This is a genomic window from Flavihumibacter cheonanensis (assembly GCF_022352215.1).
GTDB lineage: Bacteria > Bacteroidota > Bacteroidia > Chitinophagales > Chitinophagaceae > Flavihumibacter > Flavihumibacter cheonanensis.
The window spans coordinates 1,642,880-1,668,355 of record NZ_JAKRWF010000001.1 but is presented as its reverse complement, the minus strand read 5'-3'; the positions used below and the strand labels follow the sequence as shown (position 1 = coordinate 1,668,355).

23 protein-coding genes and 1 pseudogene are annotated in these 25,476 nt (G+C 39.3%); 16 read left to right on the top strand and 8 right to left on the bottom strand.

What is annotated here, in order from left to right; all coding sequences use genetic code 11:
• From MD536_RS07370 to MD536_RS07350, 5 genes and pseudogenes are all read right to left on the bottom strand, one after another.
• Window positions 1-1,260, bottom strand: a complete 1,260-nt coding sequence (locus tag MD536_RS07370; protein WP_239597226.1) for a TolC family protein — start codon at window positions 1,258-1,260, stop codon at window positions 1-3.
• An 11-nt stretch (window positions 1,261-1,271) separates the two neighbouring features.
• Window positions 1,272-4,502, bottom strand: a pseudogene (locus MD536_RS07365) (efflux RND transporter permease subunit).
• Window positions 4,503-4,598: 96 nt separating this feature from the next.
• Window positions 4,599-4,997, bottom strand: coding sequence for a hypothetical protein (locus MD536_RS07360; protein WP_239597222.1), 399 nt, complete (start codon window positions 4,995-4,997; stop codon window positions 4,599-4,601).
• Between the two features lie 243 nt (window positions 4,998-5,240).
• Window positions 5,241-5,630, bottom strand: coding sequence for an HYC_CC_PP family protein (locus tag MD536_RS07355; protein ID WP_133176933.1), 390 nt, complete (start codon window positions 5,628-5,630; stop codon window positions 5,241-5,243).
• Window positions 5,631-5,695: 65 nt separating this feature from the next.
• Window positions 5,696-6,298, bottom strand: a complete 603-nt coding sequence (locus tag MD536_RS07350; RefSeq protein ID WP_054282549.1) for a helix-turn-helix domain-containing protein — start codon at window positions 6,296-6,298, stop codon at window positions 5,696-5,698.
• A 344-nt stretch (window positions 6,299-6,642) separates the two neighbouring features.
• Between MD536_RS07350 and lgt the strand changes: the two genes are divergently transcribed.
• The 16 genes from lgt to MD536_RS07280 all read left to right on the top strand — a co-directional run bounded on the left by lgt (window position 6,643) and on the right by MD536_RS07280 (window position 23,124).
• Window positions 6,643-7,365 carry a prolipoprotein diacylglyceryl transferase gene (gene lgt, locus MD536_RS07345; RefSeq protein ID WP_239597219.1) on the top strand — a complete coding sequence of 241 codons (723 nt, stop codon included), beginning with the start codon at window positions 6,643-6,645 and terminating at the stop codon, window positions 7,363-7,365.
• A 95-nt stretch (window positions 7,366-7,460) separates the two neighbouring features.
• Window positions 7,461-7,934 carry a hypothetical protein gene (locus MD536_RS07340; protein WP_239597217.1) on the top strand — a complete coding sequence of 158 codons (474 nt, stop codon included), beginning with the start codon at window positions 7,461-7,463 and terminating at the stop codon, window positions 7,932-7,934.
• An 8-nt stretch (window positions 7,935-7,942) separates the two neighbouring features.
• On the top strand, window positions 7,943-8,464 hold the full coding sequence (locus MD536_RS07335) for a TlpA family protein disulfide reductase (RefSeq protein ID WP_239597215.1): 522 nt from the start codon (window positions 7,943-7,945) through the stop codon (window positions 8,462-8,464).
• The gene (locus MD536_RS07330) at window positions 8,457-9,689 is read left to right on the top strand and encodes a sialidase family protein (protein WP_239597214.1); all 1,233 of its coding nucleotides are present in this window, start codon (window positions 8,457-8,459) and stop codon (window positions 9,687-9,689) included. The genes MD536_RS07335 and MD536_RS07330 overlap by 8 nt, the downstream gene beginning before the upstream one ends.
• Before the next feature lie 125 nt (window positions 9,690-9,814).
• Window positions 9,815-10,135: a DUF6660 family protein gene (locus tag MD536_RS22140; protein WP_369075798.1), complete on the top strand. Its 321-nt coding sequence runs from the start codon at window positions 9,815-9,817 to the stop codon at window positions 10,133-10,135.
• A gap of 261 nt (window positions 10,136-10,396) precedes the next feature.
• Window positions 10,397-14,782 carry a CusA/CzcA family heavy metal efflux RND transporter gene (locus MD536_RS07325; protein ID WP_239597212.1) on the top strand — a complete coding sequence of 1,462 codons (4,386 nt, stop codon included), beginning with the start codon at window positions 10,397-10,399 and terminating at the stop codon, window positions 14,780-14,782.
• 1 nt (window position 14,783) lies between these two features.
• Window positions 14,784-16,094, top strand: a complete 1,311-nt coding sequence (locus MD536_RS07320) for an efflux RND transporter periplasmic adaptor subunit (RefSeq protein ID WP_239597209.1) — start codon at window positions 14,784-14,786, stop codon at window positions 16,092-16,094.
• 15 nt (window positions 16,095-16,109) lie between these two features.
• Window positions 16,110-16,766: a class I SAM-dependent methyltransferase gene (locus MD536_RS07315; protein ID WP_239597207.1), complete on the top strand. Its 657-nt coding sequence runs from the start codon at window positions 16,110-16,112 to the stop codon at window positions 16,764-16,766.
• Between the two features lie 93 nt (window positions 16,767-16,859).
• Window positions 16,860-17,657: a cation diffusion facilitator family transporter gene (locus MD536_RS07310; protein WP_239597203.1), complete on the top strand. Its 798-nt coding sequence runs from the start codon at window positions 16,860-16,862 to the stop codon at window positions 17,655-17,657.
• 137 nt (window positions 17,658-17,794) lie between these two features.
• Window positions 17,795-18,250, top strand: a complete 456-nt coding sequence (locus MD536_RS07305; RefSeq protein WP_239597200.1) for a hypothetical protein — start codon at window positions 17,795-17,797, stop codon at window positions 18,248-18,250.
• Between the two features lie 310 nt (window positions 18,251-18,560).
• Window positions 18,561-18,866 (top strand): PepSY domain-containing protein, encoded by a 306-nt coding sequence (locus MD536_RS07300; RefSeq protein WP_239597198.1) that lies wholly within the window; start codon window positions 18,561-18,563, stop codon window positions 18,864-18,866.
• A 9-nt stretch (window positions 18,867-18,875) separates the two neighbouring features.
• Window positions 18,876-20,861 carry a heavy metal translocating P-type ATPase gene (locus MD536_RS07295; protein ID WP_239597197.1) on the top strand — a complete coding sequence of 662 codons (1,986 nt, stop codon included), beginning with the start codon at window positions 18,876-18,878 and terminating at the stop codon, window positions 20,859-20,861.
• A 73-nt stretch (window positions 20,862-20,934) separates the two neighbouring features.
• The gene (locus MD536_RS07290) at window positions 20,935-21,312 is read left to right on the top strand and encodes an ArsR/SmtB family transcription factor (protein ID WP_239597195.1); all 378 of its coding nucleotides are present in this window, start codon (window positions 20,935-20,937) and stop codon (window positions 21,310-21,312) included.
• Complete coding sequence (gene merTP, locus MD536_RS07285) at window positions 21,309-22,580, top strand: mercuric transport protein MerTP (RefSeq protein WP_239597187.1); 1,272 nt, start codon at window positions 21,309-21,311, stop codon at window positions 22,578-22,580. The genes MD536_RS07290 and merTP overlap by 4 nt, the downstream gene beginning before the upstream one ends.
• 6 nt (window positions 22,581-22,586) lie before the next feature.
• On the top strand, window positions 22,587-22,802 hold the full coding sequence (locus tag MD536_RS22050) for a GDCCVxC domain-containing (seleno)protein (protein WP_290792337.1): 216 nt from the start codon (window positions 22,587-22,589) through the stop codon (window positions 22,800-22,802).
• Between the two features lie 73 nt (window positions 22,803-22,875).
• Entirely contained in the window at window positions 22,876-23,124 is a 249-nt protein-coding gene (locus MD536_RS07280) for a hypothetical protein (protein WP_239597184.1), read from the top strand.
• Here the strand turns inward: MD536_RS07280 and MD536_RS07275 are convergent.
• Genes MD536_RS07275 through MD536_RS07265 form a run of 3 tightly spaced genes read right to left on the bottom strand, consistent with a single transcriptional unit; the run spans window position 23,121 to window position 24,603 of the window.
• Window positions 23,121-23,573: a hypothetical protein gene (locus MD536_RS07275; protein WP_239597182.1), complete on the bottom strand. Its 453-nt coding sequence runs from the start codon at window positions 23,571-23,573 to the stop codon at window positions 23,121-23,123. The two genes, MD536_RS07280 and MD536_RS07275, sit on opposite strands and share 4 nt — an antisense overlap.
• Window positions 23,574-23,579: 6 nt before the next feature.
• A complete protein-coding gene (locus MD536_RS07270) occupies window positions 23,580-24,239 on the bottom strand; it encodes a DUF3885 domain-containing protein (RefSeq protein WP_239597180.1) in 660 nt (219 codons plus the stop codon).
• Window positions 24,240-24,279: 40 nt separating this feature from the next.
• Window positions 24,280-24,603: a hypothetical protein gene (locus MD536_RS07265; protein WP_239597178.1), complete on the bottom strand. Its 324-nt coding sequence runs from the start codon at window positions 24,601-24,603 to the stop codon at window positions 24,280-24,282.
• Between the last annotated feature and the right edge of the window lie 873 nt (window positions 24,604-25,476).

Genomic DNA, 25,476 nt, shown 5'->3' with positions numbered 1-25,476 from the left:
CTATTTTATTTCCCGTTGATATTCGTATTCAGATTGTATCGTAAACACCTGTCCCAATTTATCGGTACGTTCAAGTTCCTTCATGAGCAGCATGTTCCATGCATCCAGCAGTACAAAGAAGTTACCTGTGTTCTGGCGATAGGCCAAAAGGTTACTTTCCAGGTTCTTTTTGTAGGAAGGCACTACATTTTTATCATAGTTATCCAACTGCCTGGTCTCATAGAGCAGCATGGTGATCTTTTCCCTTACCATTTGTGTGGCCATAAGCTGCATGGTTGATTTTTCTTTCCGCATGGCATCAATCTCAAACTCCATAGACCGTACATCGGACTTGTACATCTTCGATGACCAGGGCACAATGGGAATGGTCATCATTCCCATGATGGAGAACTGGTTGGGCATGCCGAACATCTGCCCGTGTGATATTTGCACACCGAAGTCGGGCCGGGAGCCGGTAGCGGCCCATTTCTGGTTGAATTTCATAGAACGGATGCGGCTCTCCATAGAAAGAATATCGTTTCTCAAAAGTGCTGAGGTATCGTTGACCATCAGGTAATCTGCCCGGTAGTCAACAGGCAGCAAGAGCGTGTCAATGGCAAACGGGGCATTCACGTCACGGCTCATCAGGGTATTAAGGCCGATATTGCTTTCCGCGATCTGCGCCAGGCTCATCGTTTCCATGTTTTCCAGTTCGCTCAGCGCGGCTTCCCCCTTGAATATTGCCGGCAGGTCAGACTGGTTATAGGTGTATTTATCCTTTGCTGTTTGGATCAGTATCTTCAACAGGTCGCGGTATTGTTGAATGGTCTTTAGTTTGTTTTCGGCAATAAACCGCCGGTAGTAATAAAGCCTTGCGGCAAAATGCAGGGTGTTTCGCTGCCACTCAGCGTCATTGCGCTGTACATTTTCCAGGGAACCGAGGTAATCTTTTTTTGCATTTAATTTGGCAGCGTTGGGAATCATCTGTTGCACGGACACCATCATACCCGCCTGGTTATCGGGCATCATTTCCTTTATCAGGGACAGCCGGTAAGGGAACCGGTCAAAGGCCAGTGACACGGTGGGCGGCATCCATGCTTTTGCACCGTCAACCAGCGAACGAATGGAAGCTATTTTAGCGTCGTAATACTGAAGCTGGGGATAGGATTTGTCTATAGCGGTAAAAACTTCCTGCATGCTCAGCTTCACGCTGTCTTGTGCCGCAACATTTACAGAAGCGATCAGCAGCAGGAAGATTGTATATAGCTTATTACTTTTCATGAATCCGGGTTTTAGTCTTTGATTTCAAGCACCACCAGTTTGCCATGCTTTTTCAGTTCCCATTCTTTTAAAAGATTATAGATTACCGGCAGTACAATAAGGACAAACAGCGTGGAGGTGATCAGGCCGAATACAAAGGGAATCGCAATTGGCTTCATCACATCACTACCGGTTCCTGTAGCGGTCATTACGGGTATCAGGCCAAGTATATTAGCTAAAACGGTCATGAGCAGTGGCCGCACCCGTTGGGTAGCACCCAGCAGGAAAGTTTCTTTCAGATCATCATCGCTGATGTTTTCAGGGCCGTTCCCTTTAGCTGTTACAAGCTTTTTGATGGAGTCATTCAGATAGGCGATCATCAGTACGCCCGTTTCCACGGCAACACCGAACAATGCTATAAAACCCACTGCTACAGCCACCGAGAAATTGACATTATAGTAGTACAGGGAATATACACCGCCCATCAGCGCCACCGGCACGCTGATAAACACAATAGCCACTGCCTTGAATGAATTAAAGGTGACGTAAAGAATGAAGGCGATGATCAGCATCACAATCGGTATGATTACCTTTAACCGCTGCTCTGCTCTTACCTGGTTCTCATACTGGCCGCTCCAGTCTATATAGTAACCCTGGGGAAGTTGTTTGAAGGTTTCTTCTATCCTTTTTTTGGCATCGTTTACCACGCTGCCCATATCCCTTCCCCGCACATTGAAAAGCACTGTGCCCCTGAGCATGGCGTTTTCAGAATTGATCATCGGAGGCCCTTCCGATACTTTTACATCCGCAACGGAAGAAAGTGGTAATACCCCGTACTTCATCGTTTGGATGGGAATGCGTTTGATCTCGTCAATATCATTGCGGTATTCCTGCGCCAGTCTCAGGTTTACACTGAACCTTTCCCGGCCTTCAACGGTGGTGGTGAGGATCATGCCGCCCAACGCACTTTCAATAACCATGTTCACGTCGTCAATATTCAATCCATACCGGGCAGCATCCTTTCTCCTGATCTTAATATCAAGATATTTGCCTCCGGTGAGTTGCTCAACATACAGATCTTCCAAACCCTCAATTCCTTTGAGGGACGCTTCTACCTTACGGCTTATGTTATAAATGCTGTCAAGGTTACTTCCATAGATTTTAACGCCCACATCTGTCCGGATACCGGTGGATAACATATTGATGCGATTGATGATCGGTTGTGTCCAGCCGACAACAACACCGGGTATCTGCACTTTTTCATTCATTTCCTTGATCAGTTTCTCTTTGGTCATCCCACTGCGCCATTGACTTTTTGGCTTCAGCACGATGATCGTCTCGATCATGCTGATGGGCGCATTGTCTGTGGCAGTATAGGCGCGTCCGGCTTTACCAAGTACATTATCCACTTCCGGGAAGTCTTTGATGATCTTGTCCTGTAACTGGGTGATGCGTTTAGCCTCTGAATTGGATACATCCGGTAAGGTTACGGGCATTAATAACAAAGAGCCTTCATCCAGCGGTGGCATAAACTCTGTCCCCAGGTTCATAACCAGGGGCACGCTTCCTGCAATGAGTACGAAACACATGGCCAGCACTGTTTTGCGCCATTTCAAACACCATCTTGCCACCGGCTGATAAAGGAGAATAAAGAAATTGGATACGGGGTTTCTGCTTTCCGGCACTAAGCGGCATTTCATCAAAGTGCGCGTTAACATCGGCGCAACCGTTATGGCAAGAATGGCCGCACCGATCAGGGAAAACGTTTTGGTAAGCACCAGCGGTGCAAAGAGTTTCCGTTCCTGGCCGGTCAGGAAAAGAATGGGTGCAAAGGAGATGACCATGATCACCACAGAAAAAAATACCGAGCGGCCCACCGTCCGTGATGATTCTTCTATAATAGCCACTCTTTCCGCTTCAGGGATCTCCCTGGTGTGGCCTATTCGTTCTTTTACTTTCGTTTGTTTTTCGCTTGCCATACCTGGTTACTTGTTTTCTACGTTAAGAACTCTGTTGGTTAACATCCTGTAGGCATTCTCTGCCATGACAATACCGGGATCTACCACATCACCAATGGCAAGCGCAATACCGCCCAATGAGAGGATATTGGCTGTAACCCCGAATAATTTCATGAGGATAAATCCGATAAGTACCGACAGGAGAATGGAAACAATCGCGACCAGCCCGCTTTTGCCACTAAAGAGAAATAAGATGACAACGATACAAACAATCAGTATTTCCTGCCAAAGGGCCTCTTTGAGGGTATCTATTGCAGCCAATATGAGGTCGCTGCGGTCGTAGGCCGTTTTGAATTTGACACCGGCAGGCAATCCTTTTTCAATGTCTTTCATTTTGGCCTTTGCCCTTTCAATCACGTCCTTCGCGTTTTCCCCGAACCTGGCCACAACAATGCCTCCGACCACTTCTCCTTCGCCATTCTCATCAACGATCCCGAGCCTCAGATCGGGACTCATTTGCACTTCCGCAATATCACTCAGTGTAATCGGTATGGATTTGTAGGTGCCGATAGGGATTTCCTTGATGTCGTCGAGGCTGGTAATATAGCCCTGACCCCGGATCAAATAGCCGGTTGAGTTCATCTCATACAAGCTGCCCCCGACATCTTTATTATTGGCGGAGACGGCACGGGTTACATCCATGAGTGAAACCCCATAGTACACCAGCTTATGCGGATCTATTGTAACCTGGTAGCCTTTCTGGAAGCCGCCAAAGGAAGCCACTTCGCTGACACCTTCCACATTCTGAAGCGCGAACTTTACGTACCAGTCTTGCAGCGCCCTGAGTTCCCCAAGATTATAACCCTTTCCATCGAGTGTGTACCAAAAAACATGACCCAGCCCGGTACCGTCCGGCCCCAAAGAAGGCGTAACCCCCTGTGGCAGGAATTTCTGCGCATAATTGAGCCTTTCCAAAACCCTGGTTCTTGCCCAATAAACATCCACGTCATCCTTGAACACGACAAATATGAAACTCATCCCGAACATGGATGCTGCTCTGATGGACTTGATGCTGGGTATGCCTTGCAGGTTGGAGACTAACGGGTAGGTGATCTGGTCTTCCATGATCTTTGGATTTCGCCCCATGTATTCTGTATAAATGATCACCTGGTTTTCGGAAAGGTCGGGCAATGCATCTACCGGCGTCTCTTTTATGGAGTAGATGCCACCAACTACGATCATGATAATGCCGATCCAGACAAAGAACCGGTTCCGTATAGACCATGAAATTATTTTTTCTATCATGATATCACTGTTTTAGTAGTTGTCTTTTCATAACACTACGATGGTTGTGGTTTTAATCAAAGGGCTGCCGCCCGCAAAGAGGCAGCCCCTGAATAATCAGAGATGGTTTTTCAACACCCAGTTTACTTTATACATTTTGTGGAAATTGTCATATGCGGTAAGTTCTCCGTCTTCTTTGAAGGTCTGATCCAAAGCGTCGTGGAAAGGATGGTTTTGCGGAAACGCTTTTTTCAGGTTTGTCTTTGTAAGCGGTTGCAGTACGTCGGAATCTCCCGTTGTAAAGAAATAGGTGATTGGATATTTGTCTGCCTGTTTGGGCGCATGTGCCTTGTGTTCGTATTTATACAGGACGACTTTCTCCCCGGCGTTCAGAACGGTATAGCCGTTCTTTTTAGTAGCGGTTGCAGCCGTTACTGAATTTTTCTGTGCTACTGAATTTTGTGAGAATGCCAGCAGGCTTCCTGCCAGCATAAAAAAGAAAAGGAACCTTTTCATTGTTTTTGATTTTAATTGTGAAATATTGATTAATGAACGAATTGAAATAACAAACGGCTGAGCTGCCTGCGGAAGCTTTGGCAGCATTCACCAAAGCAAACAGGACTGGAAAATCATTCATGCCAACCGAAGAATAGACATAAGTATATCTTCAGTCTGAATGTAACAGACCGGCAGCGCCGCACACAAGGGGGATCTCATCAACCTGCCTGAGCCGGGCGTGTTGGTTGATGATTTTGAACATCAAATCCGGAAAACCCGGTTTAAAACATACAGCCGGGGATGTAGCTGGTCGGGGGGATGATAGAAGGATGGTTTGGGACTGGCTGACCAGGAGAATAGTTGAAAATCGGAATGAGAGGCTGGTACCAATGCGATATCAACGTCAAATGTTTTGGACAGGTCGAAGGATACCTGCGTTGATTTTTGATGACCATCATCCAGATGCAGGTAAAAATCTTTGTCATGGCAGCAGTCCTTCATATCCTCGCTGCCACAGGCACATTTATTGGTATGGTTGTGCCCAAAAGAAACAGAGGCAACGGTATCGCCGCAATAGTGTATAGAGCCGCTGATACCTGATGATGCGATCAGGTAAACGAACATTAACGCTATGACGGCTATTGGTTTCATTGTTTATTTTACAACTATTTCAATTTCAGCAAAGTTAGTTTTAGGTGTTTTGAACTTTGTACGCATTATTTTGGATTTTGTATAAAATTTTGCACCTCTATTTTATCCAGATGAACACGCGCCGGAACCGGACTAAGCCGGTATTGTCCAGGTGTTTTTCCGGTAACTTTTTTAAACTGGGAGGACATGCTTTGTGACGAACTGTAACCCAAATCGTATGCGATATTGCTGATTGTTGTTTCGTCCTGTAAAAGCAGTTCCTTCACCCGTTCCACTTTTAACAGGATCAGGAACTTTTCCATTGTTATCTTTTCTGCCTCTGAAAAAATGCGGCTGATGTAGTAATAACTCATGCCGACTTTTTTTGCTACATAATCTGATAACCGCAATTTTGAGGTCTTGCCTATCATCTCATTCATATACTCAAAAATGGCTGTCTTTGCTTTGGCAACTACCTGCTCTGTATGTGAGTTCACCACGGTAAAGCCCCAGGTTGCCAGCTTTCGGTTTAAAGCCGCCAAATCCTTTTCTGTCAGTTTATTTTCAAGCGTTACTTCGCCGAGGGTCGTTTTCAGGGCCTTGTAATTTCCTTCACCAAGCAGTTGTTTCACCTTGTCAATACAACGTTCACAGCACATGCCTTTGATATATAACTGATTTTGTTTCATTCTTTATTACGCTTGCAATAGACTTCGCATTTTGAACGTCCTGTATTAAAAACCAGGTTGTATAAAATCTTGCATAAAGGTAAACCGTGAACAGCCGTTTAAAGAATGACCGTTATCACGGGAAAACCTGATTTCCGTCATGCGTGAAACCCCGCCTTTATTTCACTGTGCTAACCATGATGTTATGCTAACATTTCAAAGAAATCCGCTTAAAATTATATCTTTGCACAAAATATTCTTGAAGCGTTTTAGCTTTAAGTCCCGCACTGAAACTTAGGAACTTTCAAAGAGGCAATGGGACAATAAGTGAGAACGCTCATGCTACGGCGTGGGCGCACTTATCGTTGCCGGGTTTCCTAAGACCTCAGTGCGGTGAGTTTTCACTGCTGAATAAATTATCAGTCTATATTTTTATTGGAACGATTGCCGGAGCCCGGTTAGGTCACACACTGTTTTATGAATTTGGCTACTATAAGAATCATTTGCTGGAAATTATTTTACCATTCAGTATTAGAAACGGAAAATTTGAATTGACAGGATACCAGGGATTGGCAAGTCATGGCGCTGCCATTGGGATAATTATTGCAGTTATATGGTATTGCTGGAAATATAAACAATCATTTTTATGGATAATGGACAGGCTTGTAATTGTTGTAGCCCTCTCCGCTTTTTTTATCCGTATTGGTAATCTTTTTAATTCCGAAATTATTGGTAAGCCAACCAATGTTGCTTGGGCTTTTATTTTTGAAAGAGTTGATATGATTCCACGGCATCCTGCACAATTGTATGAGGCTATATCATACCTGATTATTTTTGGTATTCTCTGGTTCCTATATAAAAAGAAAATAGAAAAAGTACAGCAAGGTTTTGTTTTTGGAAGTTTTCTGATAATGCTGTTTTCTGTAAGATTTTTAGTTGAATTTGTAAAGGAAAACCAGGAGACTTTTGAAAATACTATGATAATAAATATGGGACAAATACTAAGTATTCCTTTTATTCTGATTGGTGTCATCCTAATGATCTCAAAATCAAAACAAAACGGCGATAAAGAAATACCTAGTCTGTAAGAAATCAATTATAAAAACTATCTTTCATTTCAAGACTTTTAGATAATATACTGAATCCAACTCATTAAAAATATTACTACACCAAACAAAAAAATATGAAACCGATTTACGTTTTAATTATAGCAGTTTTTGTTTTGTCCTGCAATAAAAATGAGTCCACGGAAACTATTCAGCAAGACGATCTTTCTGCTTCTGTTGCTATGACCGGGGAGTTATCCGATATGCGACAGTCAGTGAATAGCCTCATAACCGCTCCGAATCATACGCAGCGTCTTTATTGGGACAGCGTCTATCATCATCATGACTCCTTGTTCTGGCATCACCACAATGTCTATCATCATGGCACATACATTCATGATGACCATAGCCATCAATGGGTACCTTATAATCCAACTATTAATCACCATGGCCATCATCATCCCAAATATCCCGGGCACCTCAATGATTCACTTGTTACCATAACCAACAATCATCACCACGTTAACTGTGAACATCATCCGGGACATCATATTTGTCATCACCATACAATGGATTCTTTACATCATGTTCACAACTTACACCATCCATAATGTCAAATATGTTACTACAAAAAATGAATACTCTCCGGCTATTAAGCCTCTCAGTTGTTTTGTTGTTTATAAGCTGCAAAGAAGTGAATAAAGACAAGCCGGTTACTATTCTGCCAGATACGACATTTGAGAAAATAAAATTAGCAGACTTAAAAAGTAATTCTTTCAGTTTAAAAAAATATGCAGGGAAAACAATATTTCTCAATTTTTGGGCTACCTGGTGCAAGCCTTGTATTGCAGAAATGCCAACGATTGAAAAAGCACAGAATATTTTGAATAAGGAAAAAGTCGTTTTTTTAATCGCTTCCAACGAAGCAATAGAAGAAATTGATGCGTTCAAAAAAGCTCATAATTTTAATCTCACTTATTGCCAAATTCAAAACAGCGAAGAGTTAGGCCTCCAGGTTTTGCCAACAACTTATATATTTAATCCTGACGGTAGTCTTGTGTTTTCTGAATCGGGTTATCGCAAGTGGGACGAAAAGAGCAATATTGACATGATACTTAAAATTGTAAATAAAAATGAATAAGCTAGTAAGTACTTTATTATTTATCGTTGCGTTGTCTTCCTGCAAAAATTCACCAAAACAAACAGACAGTCAAAAAAATGAGTCGGCAGATATTGCTAACAGTAACTTAAAATATCTTTCATCACCTGCTGATTCAGGAAGCGCAGAACCGTATTTATTTACTGATAAAAATGGGGTGGTTTATTTATCCTGGGTAGAGAAAACAAAGGAGAAAAGTTTATTGAAATTTTCTGCTTTAAATATTGAGCAATGGTCTGAACCTATTGTGATAAGTTCAGGCGATAATTGGTTTGTGAATTGGGCGGATTATCCTCAATTGGCTACCGATGGAGGCAAAGCCATGGTTGCACATTTTTTAGAAAAAAGCGAAAAAGGCACTTATACCTACGATGTAAAAATAACTACATCTGTTGACCAGGGAAAGACATGGAGTGATCCAAACATTCTTCATGATGATGGAAAAAAAGCAGAGCATGGTTTTGTTTCAATAGTTCCATACGAAGACAATTATTTTATTTCATGGCTCGATGGAAGGAATGCTGCAATGGAAGGCGAAGGAAAACATGAAGAGGGGCATCATGGACAAATGACAATTCGTGGTGCCATAGTAGATAAGCAGGGAAAGAAATCCAGTGAGTGGGAATTGGATAACCGTGTATGTGACTGTTGCCAGACAAGTGCTGCCATCACTGCAAATGGGCCTGTTGTAGTTTATAGGGACAGGTCAGAAGCAGAAATAAGAGATATCTCTATTGTTCGGTTTGTAAACGGTCAGTGGACATTGCCGAAACCTGTTTTTTCCGACAAATGGAAAATTGAGGGATGCCCTGTCAATGGACCCAGAATTGCTGCACAGGATAATACTGTTGCCGTGGTATGGTTTTCATCTCCTGATAAAAAAACACAGGTGAATGTCGTTTTCTCTGCAGACGGGGGTGCTACGTTTAATGCGCCTGTTCGTATTGATGAAGGAAAAGGGATTGGCCGTGTTGACGTTGTTATGCTGGATGATAAAAGCGCAATGGTCAGTTGGATGGAAGGGGCCGTGATAAAAGCAGTGAAAGTTTACAAGGATGGTAAAAAAGAAGCTTCTATAACAATTGCTTCCTCAGCAGAATCGAGGTCAAGTGGATTTCCCCAGATGACAAAATCTGGTAACAATTTAGTTTTTGCATGGACGGATGATAAGGAAAAGACAATTAAAGTGGCGAATCTTGTCCTTTAGTGTACTTTGGCTTGCCTGTCGAAATACGTAAAAAACTCCTTGATTTACTGGTTTTTGCAACCATATTACCATTTTAACCTCCAATTTTATACGAATTTGCAACATATCCCGTTACTTTTGCAACAATGAAATTTTTATTCTCCTTTTTGGCTTTTTTCCTGCTCTACCTGTCATGCCTTCCGTGCAGCGACAGTACAGAGTGCAGTGCAAAAGCAGAAGTAAAAATTTCGGCTTCCACCAATCACCAGGAACATAATCATACTAAAGAGGCCTGTACACCTTTCTGCACCTGCTCTTGTTGTGCTGCATCTGCCTTTTATAATCCCTTGAACAAAACACAGGTTGTAAAAATATTTTTCAAATCAGAAAAGTATCCTCTGCATAACGAAAACCTTAATACAGAAGTTTCTTATTCCATCTGGCAGCCACCCAAATTAGCTGCTTAATTCTCCCATTCGCATCAGTGCATCAATCATGCACTGTCTATTACATTTTTATCATTTCGTTTACCATGTGGTTATGGCTAAAAACAAAAAGTCATCAACACGTAGAAAAACAGTTTACAGCAAAATAAAAGACCCTGTAAAGCCAAAGTGGATGCGGGTTATAAAAATAATTACAATGATACTGTTTGGTATTATTATGTTGATGGCTATTGCAGGAATTGCAATTAAATACTACCGATTGGTTTCTAAACACTAAAAATCATGTTTGAAAAAATCATCAAATTCTCTATAAAAAATAAAATGGCCATTGGAGCCATGACTGCCCTCTTAGTTATTTGGGGAGTTTATTCTTTAAGCAGGCTACCGATTGATGCTGTTCCTGATATAACGAATAACCAGGTTCAGGTGATAACGCTTGCTCCCACATTAGGTGCACAGGAGGTTGAGCAAATAATTACAGCTCCGATTGAACTATCAATGGCCAATGTTCCCGATGTAATTGAAAAAAGGTCCATTTCCCGATCTGGTATTTCTGTTATCACAATAGTATTCAAGGATAAGGTGGATGTTTACTGGGCAAGAGCACAGATAAATGAAAGATTGAAAGAAGCCGAAGCCAAAATTCCACAAGGTGTTGGAGAGCCTTCCTTAGCTCCCATCACAACAGGGCTTGGCGAAATTTATCAATATGTCCTGCATACCAAACCGGGTTATGAAAAGAAATACTCTGCTATGGATCTGCGAACCATGCAGGATTGGATCATTAAAACTCAATTAGCAGGCACACCAGGAGTTGCTGAAGTAAGCGGATGGGGTGGATATGTAAAGCAATATGAAATAGCTGTTGATAATGAGAAATTAAATTCTCTGAACCTAACCGTTGTAGACATATTTGAAGCACTGGAGAAAAACAATGAAAATACCGGCGGCTCTTACATTGAGCAACGCAATAATACATATTTTATCAGGGGCTTGGGTCAGATAAAAACGCTGACTGACATTGAAAAGATTGTTGTTAAAAATATCAACAATATACCCATCTTGATCAGAGATGTGGCTACAGTTCAATATGGAAATGCAACACGTTATGGTGCAGTCACCCGAAATGGTGAAGGGGAAGTAGTGGCGGGTATCACTTTGATGCTAAAAGGAGAGAATTTTAACCAGGTAATTAAAAATGTAAAAGAGCGAATGACTCAGGTTCAAAAATCACTGCCCGAAGGTGTGATCATTGAGCCATTCATAGACAGAACAGAATTAGTAGGAAGGGCCATCGGCACTGTAAGAAAGAATTTAATTGAAGGTGCGTTAATTGTAATATTTATTCTGGTATTGCTTTTAGGAAACCTGAGAGCGGGTCTTGTTGTTGCATCAGTAATTCCGCTGTCAATGCTTTTCGCTTTTTCATTAATGAAATTATTTGGAGTATCCGGAAACCTTATGAGTTTAGGTGCTATTGATTTTGGATTGATTGTAGACGGTGCAGTAATTATTGTTGAAAGTGTAGTTCACCGGATTTCTATGAGTAAGCATCATCACCAGGGAATTCCAAAATTATCCAAACAACAAATGGATGATGAAGTATTTGAAAGTTCAAGGCGTATGATGAATTCGGCTGCCTTTGGACAAATCATAATTCTAATTGTTTATTTACCCCTGCTATCTCTTATTGGAATTGAAGGCAAAATGTTTAAGCCTATGGCACAAACAGTCGCATTTGCCATACTTGGTGCATTTATCCTTTCACTGACCTATGTTCCCATGATGAGCTCATTATTTCTGAGCAGGAAGACAACACACAGACGGAACATATCAGACAGGATAATCGATTTTCTGAAACGCATCTATACCCCTATGCTTGCTTCGGTATTGAGATTTAAGAAGCTAACAATTACTATAGCTGTTTTACTTTTTGCCATATCAATTTGGATATTCAGCAAAATGGGAGGTGAATTTATTCCCAATCTCGAAGAAGGTGATTTAACTGTAGAAATAAGTATGGCGCAGGGGACATCTTTAACTCAAGTGGTAGAAACGTTTGGCAAGGCCGAAAAAATATTAAAGGAAAACTTTCCTGAAGTGAAACAGGTTGTTACAAGAATAGGAAGTTCTGAAATTCCAACCGACCCTATGCCAATAGAGAGAGGTGATATGATGGTAGCTATGAAACCGAAAGAAGAATGGAAAACCGCTAAGACGAAAGAAGAGATGATGGAGAAAATGGAAGAAGCATTATCTGTATTACCCGGTGTGAATATGGAAATAACACAGCCCATGCAAATGAGATTTAATGAGCTTATGACCGGAATAAGACAGGATGTAGCTATTAAAATTTATGGAGATGATCTGGACATATTAACCCAACATGCAAATAAAGTTGCCAAATTAATTGCACCAATAAAAGGAGTAGGCGAACCCTTTGTAGAAAAAGTGACGGGTTTACCCCAGGTAATAGTTGAATATAACCGTGATAAAATGGCGCAATATGGATTAAACATTAGTGATGTAAATATGATATTGAAAACAGCCTTTGCTGGTAATGTATCAGGAGTTGTATTTGAAGGTGAAAAGCGATTTGATATGGTCGTCAGGTTGCAAAGAAACTTGCGTGAAAATATTGTCAATATTGAGAACTTATATATTCCATTGCCTTCAGGAAGCAAAGTGCCTTTAGACCAGGTTGCAAAGGTTGAATTTAAAGATGCCCCCGCCCAGGTTTCAAGAGAAGATGGTAAAAGAAGGATTTATGTTGGCTTTAATGTTCGTGGACGGGATGTAGAGAGAACAGTTGCAGATATTCAACAAGTTCTTGATCAAAAATTAAAATTGCCAACCGGCTATTATATAACATACGGCGGGCAATTTCAAAATCTGAAGGAGGCTAAACAGCGATTGTCGGTTGCTGTGCCTGTCGCTATGTTTTTGATCCTTTTACTATTGTATATCACTTTCAGGTCTTTTTCACAAATGCTACTCATTTTTACCGCTGTTCCATTAGCAACCATAGGAGGCGTTTTCGCTTTATTGATTAGGGGCATGCCTTTCAGCATCTCTGCAGGTGTTGGTTTTATTGCGCTTTTTGGAGTTGCAGTATTAAATGGTATTGTATTGATTGGATATTTTAACCAGTTGAAACAAGAAGGTATGACGGATATATATCAGCGGGTAATAGAAGGAACAAGGGTACGACTTCGCCCTGTAATCATGACTGCCTCTGTAGCATCATTGGGCTTTTTACCGATGGCATTATCAACGGGTGCGGGAGCAGAAGTTCAAAAGCCTTTGGCGACGGTCGTTATCGGGGGCTTAATAACAGCTACCATTCTTACCTTATTTGTATTGCCAGCCTTGTACATCCTTTTTTCCGGTAAAATAAAATTCAAAAAGAAACGTATGAAAACTCCGCCACCGGCCTCCGCAATTATAATTTCGATATTATTTTGCATACTGCCTGCAACCATAATCAAAGCCCAAACAGTTCAAAAATCGTTGGATGAAACGATCAATATTGCTGTACAAAATAATTACCAGCTTAAATCTTCTTCCTTAAGTATTAGGCAAAATCAATTACTACAAAGAACAGCTTACGACATTGAGAAAACTAATTTCCTGGTGACGCAAGATCCTACAAGCGGCGGCAATATTGACAATAGCATTGGAGTTACTCAAACAATTTCCTTGCCTGGAAAATACAAAGCACAGAGTAATTTTTTACGTCAGCAAACGATTCTATCCGAAAAGTCGCTGGAGGTTGCAAAATATGAATTGATCAGAGATGTCAAGCTTGCTTATTATAATCTTATCTACGGAAAGGAAAAATTGAAATTGCTGAATTACCAGGATAGTTTGTATCGAAATTTTAATGACAGAGCACAGGTGCGTTATAATGCCGGTGAAACCTCGAACCTTGAAAGGCTTACAGCCGAAACACGATATCGTGAAATTCAATTGCAAAAGAGACAGGCAGAAATAGACATAACTATAAATCAACTGGCATTGCAAAGATTAGTGAATACCACTGATGCTATTGTGCCATTAGAGTCAGAATTTTACAAACTGGCCAAAGAGTTTTCAATTGATACTGCCGGTTTGTATAATCATCCCATAATTGATTATTATAAGCAACGAATTACTGTAGCAGAGGCCGAAATAAATGCAGAAAAGAAAAAATTGCTTCCGGATTTCAATGTTGGTTATTTCCATCAATTCGTTGTAAAGGGATTTGACCCGGCTAAACTTAACAGGGGCTACACGCCATCAACCCGTATTGCAGGTTTGCAATTAGGCGTTGCAGTTCCTATTTTTTCCAAATCTCAAAAGGCCAAAATAGAGGCTTCAAAAGTTCAATCTAAAATTGCCCAGACCGAAGTGCAACTTGCATCAGCTAATTTAAATAATTCTTACTACCAACTATTAAATGAATACTTAAAACTTCAACAAGCCATTGATTATTATCAATCAATTGGTAATAGCCAGGCAAATGAATTATTGCGGATTTCCCGCTTTTCATACGAAAAGGGAGAGATCGGGTACATTGAGTTCATCCAAAATATTACTCAGGCTATTTCAACTCAATTAAATTATATAGAAACCGTTTGTGAATATAATGAAGTTATAATCCAATTAAATTCTCTAAAAGGTAAATAATATGAACACAGTTAATAAAATTAAAGATATAGTTATTATGAGCGTTACAATAATTGTCATGCTTATTTCAGCTTTTACAATGGTCTCCTGTAATTCATCCGGTAAACAAGAAGTCGAAATATCCGATAGCACAGCGGCGAATAAAAAGAAAATTTCTGATAAAGCAGAAGAAGAACATTCTGAAGCGATTGAACTTACTACAGAACAGATGAAAGCTGTTGGAATAGAAATAGGAAAGGTTGAATTAAAAAACCTTAGCAGTGTTATTAAAGCAAGTGGCCAGCTTGAAGTTCCTCCTCAAAACAAAGCCGATGTTACTTCTTTAATAGGAGGTGTTATCAAGAGAATTTTTGTTTTGGAAGGTAACTATGTAAAAAAAGGGCAAACTCTTGCGATGATTGAAAATCCCGAATTTATCAAATTACAGCAAGAATATCTGTCTATTAAAAAAGGCCATACCTATACAATGCAGGAATTTGAAAGACAAAAAGAGTTAAAAGAAAATAATGCCGGAACGGGAAAAATTTACCAACAGGCCGAAAGCAACTTATTAGCTGAACAAGCCCGGTTAACGGGCTTGGAAGCTCAAATGAAACAATTTGGTATAAATCCGGCATCCATAGCGAATGGTAATATAGTAACCCAACTGCCCATTCGTGCTCCTATTGGGGGAGTTATAGGACACATAAATATTAATGTCGGGTCCTACGTTGATGTGACAAAATCCTTAATGGACATTATAGATAACTCGAACATTCATTGTGATCTGCTTGTTTTTGAAAAAGACTTATTCAAAGTGAAAGTTGGGCAGGAAGTTAATTTCATTTTGACCAACCAGGATAATCGCCAGATAACGGGACGTGTCTATGGTATCAACCAATCATTTGAAAGCGAAAATAAAGCGGTCATAGTTCATGCAGTTATTAAAGATGGAGCGAAATATAAATTGATTCCCGGAATGTATGTATCCGCATTGATTAAAGTTGGAAACGAGAGTGTAACCGCAGTACCTGTTGATGCAGTGGTTAAATCTGAGGGGAAGGAATACGTTTTCATTGTAGATGAAGAACTTCAGGAATCTGTGAAAGATAAAGATCAGGAGGAAAAGGAAGAAAAAACTGATAAAAAGGAGGAATCGAAAGGTGATGAAAATAAACTGGCTTTTAAAATGGTTGAAGTGATAACAGGTGTTGCTGAATTAGGATATATTCAAATCACATTTGCTGACAAAGCACCAGAAAATGCAAGAGTAGTTACCAAAGGGGCGTTTTATATTTTATCAAAAACAAAGGGTGGCGAGGAAGAAGAATAAACTAAAAACTATTTTATGACAATGCAATCTTCATATATACCAGCATTAAAGTATAACTGGTTGACAAAGTTTTATGACTTTCTAATTCAAAGATTCCTGAAAGAACAAACCTGGAAAACTTTCGTTATTCAAAGCTTCTCAAATAAAAAGCCTGAGAGGATATTGGATATTGGTACTGGTACGGCAACGCTGGCAATAATGATGAAGCGTAGTTACCCAAACGCAAAAATTGCAGGACTTGATGGCGACGAAAATATTTTAGCAATAGCACGAAGCAAAATTCAACAGCAAGGAATAAACATTGAATTGACACATGGAATGTCTTATCAACTACCATTCCCTGATAATTATTTTGATGTTGTAACCAGCAGCTTAATGATTCATCACTTAATGGATGCAGACAAAATAAATACGTTTAAAGAAGTATTAAGGGTGCTAAAGCCAGGAGGTGAATTCTGTATAGCAGATTGGGGAAAACCGAAAAGTTCTTTATCACGACTTTTGTTTTATTGGGTTCAGTTCCTGGACGGGTTCAAAACCACTACAAGTAATGTGAAAGGATTACTTCCCGGGTTCTTAAAAGAATGTGGTTATGATGATGTGAATGAATTGAAGAAGTTCGGTACAATAGGTGGAAGTATTTGTATCTACAAGGGCAAAAAGATTAATTAGCGAAGCATAGGGATTGCCAAGCATGGAAAGACAACTACTATTCAGGCTTTGAAAAACAATCACAATTAAGTTATAACCATTCAATAGTTTGTAATGAACAAGACGACTTACAAGATTTCAAAAATGGATTGCCCTTCGGAAGAAAACATAGTACGAATGAAATTAGAAGGTTTTGAAAGCATTAAATCACTGCAGTTTGACATACCTAGCCGCAAACTTGATGTAATTCATGAAGGCAAAGCCGAGCCTATAACGTCTGCCATTGACAGCCTGAATTTCAATTCAACAGTTTTGGCAACAGAAGAAATAAACGATGAAGAAGAATTATTGTTCACAGATACCACAAAACAGGAAAGGAAATTGCTTTGGCAGGTTCTGGCAATAAACTTTTTCTTTTTCGCTCTTGAAATTGTTACGGGCTTCATTTCCGGTTCGATGGGACTGGTGGCAGATAGCCTTGATATGCTTGCCGATTCAATTGTATATGGTTTAGCTCTCTTTGTAGTAGGCAAAGCGGCAATTCACAAAAGAAGAATTGCACATATCAGCGGTTACTTCCAGTTGCTTCTTGCAGTATTTGGCTTTATAGAAGTAGTGAGAAGATTTTTAGGTTATGGTGAGCCGCCAGAGTTTAAAACTATGATAGGCATTTCATTTTTCGCTCTAATCGGTAATGCAGTTTCACTTTATTTATTGCAAAAGTCAAAGAGCAAAGAGGCCCACATGCAGGCAAGCACAATATTTACTTCAAATGATGTAATGGTAAACATAGGCGTAATGATAGCAGGGGCGTTAGTGTATTTTACATCATCTAAGCTACCCGATTTAATTATAGGTATTATAGTATTTATTTTGGTCGGATTCGGAGCTTACAGGATTTTAAAATTGTAATGTGCATCAGCACAAAAAGTACACATATCTGCAGTCTAAAAAACCACTGTCAGTAAAAATGGAATACAGTACGAAATTGAAGAGAGCGAATCTTGGTGGAGCAATCACAATACAGGCTTTAAAAAAATAAAAAAAACATGATGGCAACGATACAACTTTTTTTTAATGTGACTATCAGGGGAAATGATCCCACCTGGTATGAGCATCTTACAGCTGCCTTGAAAAATTATTGCGCTACAGAACAAGTAGAGATAATTAGGAAAGATGAAAAATTCGCACAGATTTACATTAGTTATGAATTGAAAAATGCATCGCTTGACGAAATTGAATTAATAGTAACCAATACGGAGACTGCTATCACTGGAGTAAATATTCACCTGCCCACATCAGTAACGGGTATTGCAGACCCATACCATGCTAGTGGCATAAGTATTCCGTTGGAAGAGAGCTTGAAAAAGATAAAAGGAGTGTTAGGTGGTGGTATTTCATCAAATGGCGAAATAAAAATAGAGCTTGATCATTTTGCAAAGGATAAACAAGCTGTAGTGGAAGAAATTTTTAGAAACCTGCCTTTAAAAATGGATAATTTGTAGTTCTATGTTTTCAATCATAACCGGAAGTTTAATAATAAGTCTCTTACATGCTGTTATTCCCAGTCATTGGCTGCCAGTGCTTGCAATAGGCAAAAGGGAGAATTGGGATTTAGGCGAAACTGAGAGGGTGACATTTGTTTCCGGTCTGGCCCATGTTCTTAGCACTATTATAATCGGAATTTTGCTTGGCCTTATTGGGCTTGAATTAAATGAAAACATTGAACATTTCACTCGCATTATTGCTCCATCCATTTTGATACTAATCGGGCTATTTTTTGTCAGGCAGCATTATGTCCATCATCACTTTCATTTGGAAAAACAAAAAATAGCCGGTAAGTCGAAAGGCAAAATAATCAGTGCTTTGGTAATAGCCATGTTTTTGTCGCCCTGTTTGGAAATAGAGGCCTATTTTTTATTGGCAGGAACAAAGGGATGGTGGATGCTGGGATTGATAGCGATGATGTACGGTGTTATAACCATCACCGGCATGGTGATATGGATACGATTTGCTTACAAAGGTTTATTGAAACTCAACTGGCATAAATGGGAACACAATTCGGGAATTGTAACCGGGTTGGTTCTAATTGTCACCGGTATTATTTCATATTTTATTTAATTGAGCTATATGGAACACAAACACGAAGATCATCAGATTACAGAAATACAAAAAGGTGATTTGATAAAAACCAACGAAGAAAAAAAACGAACCCCTTTTGCTGATGATGGACACAATCATAAAGTAGAAAGCAAAGAAGACCCGGGATGGAAAAAACACTGGGATTTATTATTGGCCCTATTCATTTTAATCGTTTTGTTAATATTGGAATATGGCTTTAAAATTGAACTACCTAAAACACCGTCACTGGGAATAAACGGTATTGCCTATTTCTTAGCTGGCAGAAACGTTTTAGCCCTTGCTTTCAGGAAATCAAAACGAGGAGATATATTCAATGAGTTTGTATTGATGAGTGTTGCCACCATTGGCGCATTTGTAATTGGCGAATATGAAGAAGGTGTGGCAGTAATGGTATTTTATCAAATCGGGGAATGGTTCCAGGATGCAGCGGTTAATAATGCAAAAAGAAGTATCAAAGCTCTGCTGGATGTAAGACCTGATGAAGTAACGGTGATAAGAAATGGCTCACCGCTTGTTGCCGATCCCTCGATTATTGAATTAGAGGAAACTATCCAGGTGAAGCCGGGAGAAAAAGTAGCATTAGACGGAGAATTACTTTCAGAGAATGCTTCCTTCAATACAGCAGCATTGACCGGCGAAAGTAAACCTGATACAAAATACAAAGGTGAGACTATCCTTGCAGGAATGATCAACCTCAATACCGTTGCAGAAATTAAAGTAAAAGCGCTGTTTAGAGACAGCAAACTGAGTAAGATCTTAGAAATGGTACAGGATGCTACCGCAAGAAAATCACAAACACAATTATTCATTTCTCGGTTTGCAAAAATTTATACTCCCATCGTTTTCTTTCTTGCAGTGGCGGTATGTTTTGTTCCTTACTTTTTTGTGGATGATTATAATTTTCAAACCTGGTTCTACCGGGCATTGGTTTTCTTAGTTATCAGTTGTCCATGTGCATTGGTCGTTTCTATTCCGTTGGGATATTTTGGTGGAATAGGTCTTGCATCCCGCAACGGCATTTTATTTAAGGGAGGAAATTTTCTTGATGTAATGACAAAAGTGAATGCGGTGGTGATGGATAAAACCGGGACACTGACGAAGGGAGTATTTAAAGTACAACAAGTTGTTCCTGTAGATATGGATGAAAAGGAATTGGTAAAACTTACCGCCGCACTGGAAAAGAACTCCACCCACCCGATAGCCAAAGCAGTAACAGAATATGCGGGTGATACAATAAATGATATCAAGGCCGATGCAGTAGAAGAAATTTCAGGTCATGGCTTAAAGGGAAAAGTGGAGGGAAAGGATATGCTGGCCGGAAATGCAAAACTGTTGAGGAAGTACAATATACCTTACCCTTCGGAAATAGAAAAGATTGTTGACACAATCGTTGTTGTGGCAATCAACAATCAGTATGCAGGTTATATCACTATTGCTGACGAAATAAAAGAAGATGCAGTACAAGCCGTCAAAGACATGCACAGCTTGGATATTAAAACAGTAATGCTCTCTGGTGATAAGCAGTCTGTGGTTGATGAAGTCGCAAAGAGAATTGGTATAGATGAAGCTTATGGAGATTTGTTACCGGAAGGTAAAGTTGAGAAAGTGCAGAAACTAAAAGATGAAGGCAGGCATATCGCTTTTGTTGGCGATGGTGTGAATGATGCGCCTGTTGTGGCTTTAGCTGATGCAGGAATAGCTATGGGCGGTTTAGGCAGTGATGCCACTATTGAAACAGCAGATGTGGTTATTCAGAACGACCAGCCCCATAAGATTGTTTCTGCAATCAAAATTGGTAAGATAACCCGGAACATCGTTTGGCAAAATATCATTATGGCGATGACTGTGAAAATATTTGTATTGATTTTGGGTGCAGGTGGCATAGCCACTCTATGGGAGGCGGTGATAGCTGATGTGGGAGTGGCTTTACTGGCTATTTTAAATGCAGTGAGAATACAGAGAATGAAGGTGTAAAAGATGATGTCATGCAGCTTGTTCTATTATTTAAGCATTTGCTTAAATAATTATTTATCCTATCTTTGCCCTCATGGAAAATAATACTTGCATCAGGCTATTTGCAGATCAGGAGCAAATAAAGAATTGTAAAAGCAAGTTGAAGACTGCACAGAAGTCTTTTGCAAACCTGTCTAATATATTGGCTTTAGCAGGCAATGAAGTAAGGCTGAAGATCATCTATTTATTGGAAGAAGAAAAAGAATTATGTCCCTGCGACCTTGCTGATATTTTAGGCATGAGTATACCTGCCGTATCACAGCATCTGCGAAAGTTGAAGGATGGAAACATTGTCGAAACCAGGAAAGAAGGGCAAACAATTTATTATTCTCTTATACAGGAAAACTTAAAGATATTAAAGCCATTCTTCAAACATATTAATGTACAAACTCAAAAACTGGAAACAGTATGATAAGTATAAAATCTACAGGCACATTTACCGGCGCAGGTGTTCTTACTGCTATTGCAGCTTCACTTTGCTGTATTACTCCTGTTATTGCATTACTTGCCGGTAGCAGCAGCATTGCCGCTAACTTTTCATGGATAGAACCAGCAAGACCTTATTTAATAGGACTGTCAATTGCTGTATTGGCATTTGCATGGTATTTAAAATTGAAAGCAATAAAAACTAATGATATGGATTGCAATTGCGAAACAACTAAGAAGGCTTCATTCCTTCAGTCCAAAACATTTTTGGGAATAGTAACTGTCTTTGCTATTCTGATGATGACTTTTCCATTGTATGCAAAAGTGTTTTATCCAAAACCAAAAGTGCAGGCAACACTTGCAGTGGTTGATAACAAACAAGAGGTAAAGTTCACAATACAAGGTATGACCTGCGAGGGTTGCGAGGAACATGTAAACAATGAACTGTCTAAAGTAAATGGAGTATTAGCTTATAAAACTTCTTATGCCACCCGGAGCAGTTTAGTCACTTTTGATAAATCAAAAGTTGATGAAAAGACAATAGAGGCAGCAATTAATAAAACAGGATACAAAGTAAAAAGCTATGATTTTATGAATGCAGATAATACAGGCGTTTCATTCTACGAAGCTCCATTAGTTTGTCATGCTGCCCCATCAATTGGTTGCGGCAGTAAAGCAAAGTTTTTGTTAGTTGATTTAGAAAAGTATAATGATGCAGTAGAAGGGGCATGGTTAAATAAAACGGGAACAGTTGTAGCAGTAAAATGGAATACTAAAACCGAAGCAGATAAAAAAGTAGAAATTATTAAAACGGTTAGCACCAATCATAATATTGAACTTACTACTTTAGCCCAAACAGAAGCAACTGATTATGCTAATACATTTCCGAATAGCAGTGAATGGTATAGGGGCAAAGAGGTTGATAAATTAAGTAAAGAAGAAGCAGGTATTATTGCAAAGAATACTATTGCCAGTTACAAAGAAAAGAAATTGATAAAGCCATCATTTGAAAAACAGTTTCAGGCGGATATTGAAATGATTTATGCTGACCTGTTTCTTTCAATTTCTTCTTACAAAGACTTAACAACAGAAGCGTATAATAAAGTAGAGAGCCAGATACAACAAGCCGGAGAAAAATATGTAGGCAAAGGCAAAATGCCTCATGTAGAACTTTGTATTGCATCTGAAGAAAGTTGTGAAAAAGATAAATCATGTTCACCCGGAAGCGGTAAATCTTGCTGCGATAAAAACTAATAAAGAATGGAGAAAACACTAACGCTACAATCTACTATTACTTGTCCCGAATGCGGTTTTCAAAAAGATGAAACCATGCCTACGGATGCCTGTCAATACTTTTATAAGTGTACAAACTGCGAAACAATATTAAAACCAAAGCAGGGAGATTGTTGTGTGTTTTGCAGTTACGGCACAGTAGCTTGTCCGCCAATTCAGATGAATAAATCTTGTTGTGCATAGCCTTATTAAAATAGTTTCTTACATCATTATTCTTCTCGGAATAGTGCATATTAGATTTGCTTTTCCTCTATACATGAATACCGATACACTCTGGTTTGTAGGTGCAGGTATGGCAATTGTTTTTTCAGGACTACTTAACCATGTTGCAATAGACAGAGGCGGTTCAAAGTTCACAAAATGGATAGCAGCAATAACAAATGCAATTAATGGTGCAATGTATTGTTTTGCTTTACCCATACTGAAAGAACCACAGGTATATGCAGGTATCACTATTTTTCTGATAACTACTGTAGCTTTTATTGGTTTACGGCAACGGTTTTAGCAGAATAGTATTTCTGAATTGTTTAGTTCTTTTTTGAAGAGGGGGAGGTTGGGATAAAATGGAAGTGATATCATAATATCAATTATTGCATATCCGATAAAGAGGTATCGGGCAGTGAATAAAGCAATTGAGCAGGAAATAAAACAGGAGAACAGGAACCAGATCAGTCTGAATTTGTAGAACTTTTCATATTCACTCATTCTTACATCAAAATCCTCTATTGATTGAATTTTAGAAAGCTGCTTTTTCTGGTAACTGGTGTGTATCCAGGCAAGGGCAATCATTCCAAAGAGAATATGTAAGGTGAATTTTGATACAGGAATTGTATCGATAAACACCAGCCCGTTTTTTAATAATAGGTAGGAAACTAGTACAAAAATTGCCTTAACAGCAAGCGATTGAAAGAAAATGGTGCTGTACTTGTTCTTCTGAATGGGGTATAAATTCATTGTGTTTTAATTAAAATATTCTTCATTGTCTTCCCTGGTGTGGTTTGAAATCCAATCCAAATGTGTTTCATATATTTCTCTTAAAGGGGTAGGCTCATCGGCCCATACGAAAAAACCTCTATCGTCGTATAGGTGAAACCCCGTATTGTTTTCAGCATCTAAGAAATAATCACTTTGACCTATTTTGGGGTCAATCCCATTATCTCGGTTCGCTATGCCTGTAAGTATATTTTCGATATTTATTTTTTCGATTGGAAATTTTCCTATTGATATGGTAGCACCAATCTTTTCGTAATATTCGTTTCCATTTTGGTCGAAACTGATCATCCCGGAATGGACGATTTCGTTCGTTGTGATGAATTTATTATTGCTGTCAGATCCAAATTGTTGAAAGTAGTATTCATCATTGGTTTTAATAAGTTGTTTGCCATCGTATTTATAAGATATAATCCACAAAGGGTTTTGGGTTTTACCAAACAGTTTGTTCCAGATGAGGGTAGCGCGACTTGCAGCCTGACTAATCCTCTTGTTATTTTCCACAGTTTCTTCTTCAGAAGTATTGATTCGGATGGTTATTTTTCCGCCTAATGTATGTTCAGTATCTATTTGGGTATCGGGGTAAAATATTTTCAGGTAATTTTCTAATTTATGGCGGATACTATGCATAGTAAAGCGGGTGTTTAAAAGCATTTAAGCATGCCCATATTTATTGGAATGTAGTGATTTGCGTATTGTTAATCACTAATAATTCAACATTGAAGCCTGCCTTTACAAGGTTTTGAACCACCTCATCTGCAATTTGCTTTGCTTTTTGGAAGCTGCATTCTTTGTTGAAGGTCATTTGGATACCCGGTGGTTCCCAGGAATAAGAAAACTCATCACCTTCAGTTTGAAAATAGCTCCATCCATCTCGCTCAATCTTTTTTACCTGATAGGTGGTAGGAAAAAGTAAGGTGTTGAACTGCTCTGACGATAATTCATTGTCACCAGTGATTAGAAATTCAAATTTCCCAGGCATATAAGCTTGCATTACGGGGTTGTATTTAAAATAAAAGTAGATAAATTATTCGCAAGAATAAACGCTGGCACCATATTGGAGTGCATATTCCTCCGAACTGGCCACTTTATTCCGGGGCAAATTGACCACTAAAAGTAAGTGCCATTTTAGTATTTAACTAGTTAGTATCATTTTCTTGACAGATTCAAAATAGTATCTGAATTCTCCTCGTTCATATCACCAACAACTATAAATTAGCCTTGGAAATCAGTAATCAATTAAGACCAGAATCCAATGATCAATTATTTGCGGAATTCAATGGTCAATTTATCCGGAATTTCCAACTAACACATCCTGTTTTGGATAAACAAGATAAAAACGGTCTAAAGTAGTTTGTCAAGATTTCGAAACTATTGGTAAAATTTATGTATTTTCAGCACACACTACAAAGTAAAAAATAGTGATTGAATAATTCATTGAACTAATAGGTTTTGTCATTTCCATCTTATTGATATTTAATTAGTTGTGAGCTTTGTTCGACTCCCCCCAGCTCCACATTCACAATGATTTATGTTCGACTTCAATTAAAAAGGTGGCTAAACGGGTCGCCTTTTTAATTTCTGGCTTCCGATCATTTATTACACATACATTATATGACCTATTTCTTTCATGATAAGTTTATTCCTGCCTTTGAGGTTAGGATGAGGTTTCCATGAGGTTTCTATGAGGTAAGAAAAAGGTAAGGATAAGGTAAGGACAAGGTAAGGACTACCATTTTCCAAAAAAATGACTGCCTTGAAGATTCATGAAGCAGTTACAATTCTTCGAAACATTGAATCTGAAATTGATGTTGTGGTGGCAAATTTTGAATCCTCACAAACTTGACCTGGCTGATTATGGGAGCTG

Coding starts and splice junctions, on each gene's coding strand:
- MD536_RS07305 (WP_239597200.1), top strand. CDS start 17,795: ATGATGGCAACGATACAACTTTTTTTTAATGTGACTATCAGGGGAAAT.
- MD536_RS07315 (WP_239597207.1), top strand. CDS start 16,110: ATGACAATGCAATCTTCATATATACCAGCATTAAAGTATAACTGGTTG.
- MD536_RS07330 (WP_239597214.1), top strand. CDS start 8,457: ATGAATAAGCTAGTAAGTACTTTATTATTTATCGTTGCGTTGTCTTCC.
- MD536_RS07290 (WP_239597195.1), top strand. CDS start 20,935: ATGGAAAATAATACTTGCATCAGGCTATTTGCAGATCAGGAGCAAATA.
- MD536_RS07335 (WP_239597215.1), top strand. CDS start 7,943: ATGTTACTACAAAAAATGAATACTCTCCGGCTATTAAGCCTCTCAGTT.
- MD536_RS07270 (WP_239597180.1), bottom strand. CDS start 24,239: ATGCATAGTATCCGCCATAAATTAGAAAATTACCTGAAAATATTTTAC.
- MD536_RS07295 (WP_239597197.1), top strand. CDS start 18,876: ATGGAACACAAACACGAAGATCATCAGATTACAGAAATACAAAAAGGT.
- MD536_RS07265 (WP_239597178.1), bottom strand. CDS start 24,603: ATGCAAGCTTATATGCCTGGGAAATTTGAATTTCTAATCACTGGTGAC.
- MD536_RS07275 (WP_239597182.1), bottom strand. CDS start 23,573: ATGAATTTATACCCCATTCAGAAGAACAAGTACAGCACCATTTTCTTT.
- MD536_RS07280 (WP_239597184.1), top strand. CDS start 22,876: ATGAATACCGATACACTCTGGTTTGTAGGTGCAGGTATGGCAATTGTT.
- MD536_RS07310 (WP_239597203.1), top strand. CDS start 16,860: ATGAACAAGACGACTTACAAGATTTCAAAAATGGATTGCCCTTCGGAA.
- merTP (WP_239597187.1), top strand. CDS start 21,309: ATGATAAGTATAAAATCTACAGGCACATTTACCGGCGCAGGTGTTCTT.
- MD536_RS07370 (WP_239597226.1), bottom strand. CDS start 1,260: ATGAAAAGTAATAAGCTATATACAATCTTCCTGCTGCTGATCGCTTCT.
- MD536_RS07340 (WP_239597217.1), top strand. CDS start 7,461: ATGAAACCGATTTACGTTTTAATTATAGCAGTTTTTGTTTTGTCCTGC.
- MD536_RS07360 (WP_239597222.1), bottom strand. CDS start 4,997: ATGAAAAGGTTCCTTTTCTTTTTTATGCTGGCAGGAAGCCTGCTGGCA.
- MD536_RS07355 (WP_133176933.1), bottom strand. CDS start 5,630: ATGAAACCAATAGCCGTCATAGCGTTAATGTTCGTTTACCTGATCGCA.
- MD536_RS07320 (WP_239597209.1), top strand. CDS start 14,784: ATGAACACAGTTAATAAAATTAAAGATATAGTTATTATGAGCGTTACA.
- MD536_RS22050 (WP_290792337.1), top strand. CDS start 22,587: ATGGAGAAAACACTAACGCTACAATCTACTATTACTTGTCCCGAATGC.
- MD536_RS22140 (WP_369075798.1), top strand. CDS start 9,815: ATGAAATTTTTATTCTCCTTTTTGGCTTTTTTCCTGCTCTACCTGTCA.
- MD536_RS07325 (WP_239597212.1), top strand. CDS start 10,397: ATGTTTGAAAAAATCATCAAATTCTCTATAAAAAATAAAATGGCCATT.
- MD536_RS07350 (WP_054282549.1), bottom strand. CDS start 6,298: ATGAAACAAAATCAGTTATATATCAAAGGCATGTGCTGTGAACGTTGT.